General features: G+C 72.5%; 7 protein-coding genes and 1 pseudogene. All 8 read right to left on the bottom strand.

Going from position 1 to position 5,243, the window contains the following annotated elements:
- Positions 1–190, bottom strand: a 190-nt coding sequence (locus tag ACWEVO_RS29335; protein ID WP_452310715.1) for a primosomal protein N' family DNA-binding protein, incomplete at its 3' end; no start/stop codon positions are given.
- Between the two features lie 59 nt (positions 191–249).
- Positions 250–1,455: a methionine adenosyltransferase gene (gene metK / locus ACWEVO_RS29330; protein WP_452310714.1), complete on the bottom strand. Its 1,206-nt coding sequence runs from the start codon at positions 1,453–1,455 to the stop codon at positions 250–252.
- A gap of 83 nt (positions 1,456–1,538) precedes the next feature.
- Entirely contained in the window at positions 1,539–2,747 is a 1,209-nt protein-coding gene (coaBC, locus tag ACWEVO_RS29325; protein WP_452310713.1) for a bifunctional phosphopantothenoylcysteine decarboxylase/phosphopantothenate--cysteine ligase CoaBC, read from the bottom strand.
- Between the two features lie 16 nt (positions 2,748–2,763).
- The gene (gene rpoZ, locus ACWEVO_RS29320; RefSeq protein ID WP_013285517.1) at positions 2,764–3,030 is read right to left on the bottom strand and encodes a DNA-directed RNA polymerase subunit omega; all 267 of its coding nucleotides are present in this window, start codon (positions 3,028–3,030) and stop codon (positions 2,764–2,766) included.
- Positions 3,031–3,074: 44 nt separating this feature from the next.
- The gene (locus ACWEVO_RS29315; RefSeq protein ID WP_452310712.1) at positions 3,075–3,608 is read right to left on the bottom strand and encodes a guanylate kinase; all 534 of its coding nucleotides are present in this window, start codon (positions 3,606–3,608) and stop codon (positions 3,075–3,077) included.
- Between the two features lie 26 nt (positions 3,609–3,634).
- Complete coding sequence (gene mihF / locus ACWEVO_RS29310; protein ID WP_046564635.1) at positions 3,635–3,952, bottom strand: integration host factor, actinobacterial type; 318 nt, start codon at positions 3,950–3,952, stop codon at positions 3,635–3,637.
- A 179-nt stretch (positions 3,953–4,131) separates the two neighbouring features.
- The gene (gene pyrF / locus ACWEVO_RS29305; RefSeq protein WP_452310711.1) at positions 4,132–4,968 is read right to left on the bottom strand and encodes an orotidine-5'-phosphate decarboxylase; all 837 of its coding nucleotides are present in this window, start codon (positions 4,966–4,968) and stop codon (positions 4,132–4,134) included.
- 121 nt (positions 4,969–5,089) lie between these two features.
- A pseudogene (locus ACWEVO_RS29300) lies at positions 5,090–5,243 on the bottom strand (adenosylmethionine--8-amino-7-oxononanoate aminotransferase BioA); the annotation flags it as partial.

Raw genomic sequence — 5,243 nt, 5'->3', positions numbered from 1 at the left:
CGCCGGGCACGAGGTGGTCGGCTACGACCGCAATCCGGAGCTCAGCGACGCCGCGAGCCTCGCGGAGCTGGCCGAGAAGCTGGCCGGCGAAGCGCACCTTCACCCGGACCCCGGGTCGCGCCGCGGCGTCCAGGTCGGCGGGGACCAGGTAGTCGAACGGGCGGTCGAGGTGGGCCAGGGGCAGATCCACGCAGACGCGAGCGACCGGCGACCCCGTTGCGGGCCGCCGGTCGCTGCGCCTGGTGCCGGTCAGGCTCCCGCAGCCGACTTGAGGTCGGCGGCCCGGTCGGTGCTCTCCCAGGTCAGATCCGGCAGCTCCCGGCCGAAGTGGCCGTACGCGGCGGTCTGCTGGTAGATCGGGCGGAGCAGGTTGAGGTCCCGGATGATGGCGGCCGGGCGCAGGTCGAAGACCTCGGCGACGGCCTTCTCGATCGAGGCGACCGGCACGGTCTCGGTGCCGAAGGTCTCGATGAACAGGCTGACCGGGTGGGCCTTGCCGATCGCGTACGCGACCTGCGCCTCGCAGCGCTCGGCGAGGCCGGCGGCGACCACGTTCTTGGCGACCCAGCGCATCGCGTACGCGGCCGAGCGGTCCACCTTGGACGGGTCCTTGCCGGAGAACGCGCCACCGCCGTGGCGGGCGTAGCCGCCGTAGGTGTCGACGATGATCTTCCGGCCGGTGAGACCGGCGTCGCCCATCGGGCCGCCGATCTCGAACCGCCCGGTGGGGTTGACCAGCAGCCGGTAGCCCTCGGTGTCCAGGCCGAGGCCCTCCAGCTCGGGCGTGATGACGTGCTCCCGGACGTCCGGGGTGAGCAGCGACTCCAGCGAGATGTCCGCGGCGTGCTGGCTGGAGACCACGACGGTGTCGAGCCGGACCGGGCGCAGCCCGTCGTACTCGATGGTCACCTGGGTCTTGCCGTCCGGGCGCAGGTAGGGGACGGTGCCGTCCTTGCGCACCGCGGCGAGGCGGCGGGCCAGCCGGTGGGCCAACGCGATCGGCAACGGCATCAGCTCGGGGGTCTCCGAGCAGGCGAAGCCGAACATCATGCCCTGGTCGCCGGCGCCCTGCGCGTCCAGCGCGCTCTCCGACCCGCCGGTACGCAGCTCGAACGCGTTGTCCACGCCCTGCGCGATGTCCGGGGACTGGGCGCCGATCGAGACGCTGACGCCGCAGGAGGCACCGTCGAAGCCCTTCTTCGACGAGTCGTAGCCGATCTCCAGGATCGTCTCGCGGACGATGGTCGGGATGTCGGCGTACGCCTTGGTGGTGACCTCACCGGCGACGTGGACCTGGCCCGTGGTGATCAGGGTCTCGACCGCGACGCGGCTGTGCGGGTCCTTGGCGAGCAGCGCGTCGAGAATGCCGTCACTGATCTGGTCGGCGATCTTGTCCGGGTGGCCTTCCGTGACCGATTCGGACGTGAAGAGACGTGTCACGGCACTCCTAAGCATCTGAAAACTCATGAACGGTCGCTCGGCGGCAGTTTAGTCACCGTGCTCCTAGCGTGACCCGGGGAACGACGAGTGACCAACCGTCAGGATTGCTCACTCAGCCGCGCGACCACGAGGTCCCAGACGGCGTCGGCCAGGTCCTCCTTGGGCTGCTCGGGCAGCCGGTGCACGGCGCCGTCCGCCCCGATCACGGTGGCGGCGTTGGTCTCGGCCCCGAAGACCTTGTCCACGCCCACCTCATTGATCACGATCAGGTCCGCCCGCTTGCGGGCGAGCTTGGCCCGCCCGTTCGCCTCGGCGTCCCCGGTCTCGGCGGCGAAGACCACCAGCACCTGCTCCGGCCGGCGACATCGGCCCAGCTCGGCGGCGATGTCGGGGTTGGTGACCAGCTCGATGGTGGGCGCGCTGCCGTCCTCCGCCTTCTTGATCTTACCCGGCGCGTACGTGGCCGGGCGGAAGTCGGCGGGGGCGGCGGCCATGACGACGGCGTCCGCGTCGGCGGCCGCCGCCAGGGTCGCCGTGCGCAGCTCCTCGGTGGTGCCGACCCGGACCAGGTCCACGCCGGCCGGGTCGGCGAGCGCGACGTTGGCCGAGATCAGGGTGACCCGGGCACCGCGGGCGACGGCGGCGCGGGCGAACGCGTACCCCTGTTTGCCGGAGGAGCGGTTGCCGAGGAAGCGGACCGGGTCGAGCGGCTCGCGGGTGCCGCCGGCGGTGACCACGACGTGCCGGCCGGCGAGGTCGGCCGGGGCGGCGACGCCCCGGGCGAGGGCCCGGCGGGCGACCGCGAAGATCTCCGCCGGGTCGGGCAGCCGGCCCTTGCCGGTGTCGGCGCCGGTGAGCCGGCCGACGGCCGGCTCGATCACCCGGACGCCCCGGGAGCGCAGCGTCGCCACGTTGGCGACGGTGGCCGGGTGCTCCCACATCTCGGTGTGCATCGCCGGGGCGAGCACGACCGGGCAGCGGGCGGTCAGCAGGGTGTTGGTGAGCAGGTCGTCGGCGAGGCCGTGGGCGGCCTTGGCGAGCAGGTCGGCGGTCGCCGGGGCGACCACGACCAGGTCGGCGTGCTGGCCGAGCCGGACGTGCGGCACCTCGTGCACGTCGGACCAGACGTCGTCGGCGACCGGTCGGCCGGAGAGCGCCGCCCAGGTCGGCGCCCCGACGAAGCGGAGCGCCGACGCGGTCGGTACGACCCGGACCCGGTGGCCCGACTCGGTGAAGAGTCGGAGCAGCTCACACGCCTTGTAGGCGGCGATGCCGCCACCGACCCCGAGGACGATCTCGGCGGTCATCGGGCGCGGGGGGTGCTTACGGCTGGTCGGTCGGCTCGGCGGTGAGCAGACCCGCGTTGATCTCGCGCATGGCGATGGAGAGCGGCTTCTCCTGCGGAGTGGTCTCCACGAGCGGGCCGACGTACTCCAGCAGGCCCTCGCCGAGCTGGCTGTAGTAGGCGTTGACCTGGCGCGCGCGCTTCGCGGCGAAGATCACCAGCGCGTACTTCGAGGTCGTCTTCTCGAGAAGCTCATCGATCGGCGGATTGGTGATGCCCTCGGGGTTGGTGGCGATGGATCCCACGGATAAACCTCTGCGTCGTGTGCGCCGCCCGCAAGCGGTGGCTCTCAACCGCTCGGGCGCGGTTGGGCCGGAGCCAGAAAGGATGAACCGAGCAAGCCTACCAGCTCGTCAGCCGCGCACCCGGTGCGGTCGTGCCGTACGGCGTGGGCGACGGCGGCCGACACGGCCGGGTCCGGCCGGTACGCCGGCGGGGCGAGGAGCACCAGCTGCGCGTCCGGTGCGGTGGCCCGGACGGCGAGCGCGCCGGGCAGGTCCAGCGGGAGCAGGACGGGCCGCCCCTCGGCGAGCCGGTCGCGCACGCCCGCGCGAGGAACCCCGCGCTGGTACGGCCCGATCCGGCTCCACTCCAGCAGCTCGTCGGCGGCGATCATCCGGTCGAACGCGGCCGGGTCGAGGAAGAGCCGGTCGACCCCGGGGAGCTCGCCGGGGCACCGGGGCCGGGTGGTCGCGGGCACGGGCCGCCACACCGACGGAAAGCGCGCCCGGACCAGCTCGACGACACTCTCCCGACCATCCCCGGAAGGTCCGGTCAGGACAGTGAGCCGAGCCGCCGGGCGCGCCTCGTCATCCGTGCTCACCGCTTGTTTCTACACGCCGGGGGCGCTCAGTTGGCGGCGAACTCTCCAAGCAGAGCCTTGCGCTGCTGCTCGCCCAGGCCGCGCAGGCGACGGCTGTCGGCGATCTTGAGCTTCTCCATGATCTGGGTGGCCCGGATCTTGCCGATGCCCGGCATCGCCTGCAGCACGGCCGACACCTTGAGCTTGCCGACGACGTCGTCGGACTCGGCCTGCTCAAGCACGGTGGCGAGGCTGGTCTTGCCCTGCTTGAGGTCCTCCTTCAGCTTGGCACGGGCCTTGCGGATCTCCGCGGCCTTCTCCAGCGCGGCAGCGCGCTGCTCGGGGGTCAGTGACGGGAGCGGCACCAGTTCTCCTCAGGTCCCTCATGCGGTGGGCGGGGCGCACCACCGCTGCTGTGAAACGTGGTGTCGCTGGCAACCAAAGGGGTCCGTGGTTCCCAGCGCGGGGAAAACTAGCGGTCAACGGCGTTTTCGGCAACGTGGACGCGCGAAGATCAACGTAAAGTGACCGAGCCGTCAGTCAGTCAGGCACCCGCGAGCGCGGCCCGGCAGTCGGCGAGCACCCGGTCGGCGGCGGCCCGCAGGGCGGCCGGGTCCGGGCCGGCGTGGAGCACCTCACGGGAGTAGGACGGCAGCACCGAGGAGAGGCTGGGACCGAAGACGGTGCGCAGGTCGGCCGCCGTGGCGCCCTGCGCGCCCAGCCCCGGGGCGAGCAGCGGACCGTGTACCGCGGAGAGGTCGTGACCGGTGTCACCGATCGTCGCGCCGACCACCAGACCGAAGCTGCCGAGCGGGTCGGCACCCCGGTTGAGCTGGGAAATCTCGTCGATGACGGTCTGCGCGACGGTCCGCCCGTCGGCCGTGACGGCACGCTGCACGGCGGCGCCCTCCGGGTTGGAGGTGAGCGCCAGCACGAAGACCCCGCCCCCGTGCGCGGCGGCCAGTTCGAACATCGGCGCGAGCGAACCTACTCCAAGGTAGGGGCTCGCGGTGACCGCGTCGACATACAGCGGGCTGGATGGATCGAGGTACGCCGAGGCGTACGCGCTGACCGTCGAGCCGATGTCGCCGCGCTTGACGTCGAGGAGAACGAGCGCGCCGCAATCTCGTAACTGTCGGATAGTTGACTCAAGAATTCCGACACCCCGGGCGCCGAACCGCTCGAAGAAGGCCGACTGGGGCTTGACCACCGCGATCCGGTCACCGAGCGCCTCCACCACCGTCCGGCTGAACCGGTCGAGGCCCTCGACGTCGTCGGACAGCCCCCAGCGGGCCAGCAGCCCGGGATGCGGGTCGATGCCGACGCAGAGCGGTCCCCGCTCGGCCACGGCCCGGTGCAGGCGGGCGCCGAAACTCTCCATCGCGACTCTTCCTCTCCTCGCGCGGCGTCCGCCGCGGTCTGCGCGACGGGTACGCCGTCGCCCGTGTCGTCCGGTCGCCGCCCCGCGACCGGCTCGTCGGTCCTCGGTGGCCGGTCGGGGCTCAGCCCGCCTTGACCGCCGCCTCGATGCCGGCCGCGATCCGGGCCACGTCGGCCTCGTCGGTGACGTACGGCGGCATGGTGTAGACCAGGTCGCGGAACGGCCGCAGCCAGACGCCCTGGGCGACCCCGGCGGCGGTCGCCCGGGGCAGGTCC

The sequence above is a fragment of the Micromonospora sp. NPDC003776 genome, from assembly GCF_053605645.1.
This window is presented reverse-complemented; position numbering and strand designations above follow the sequence as displayed.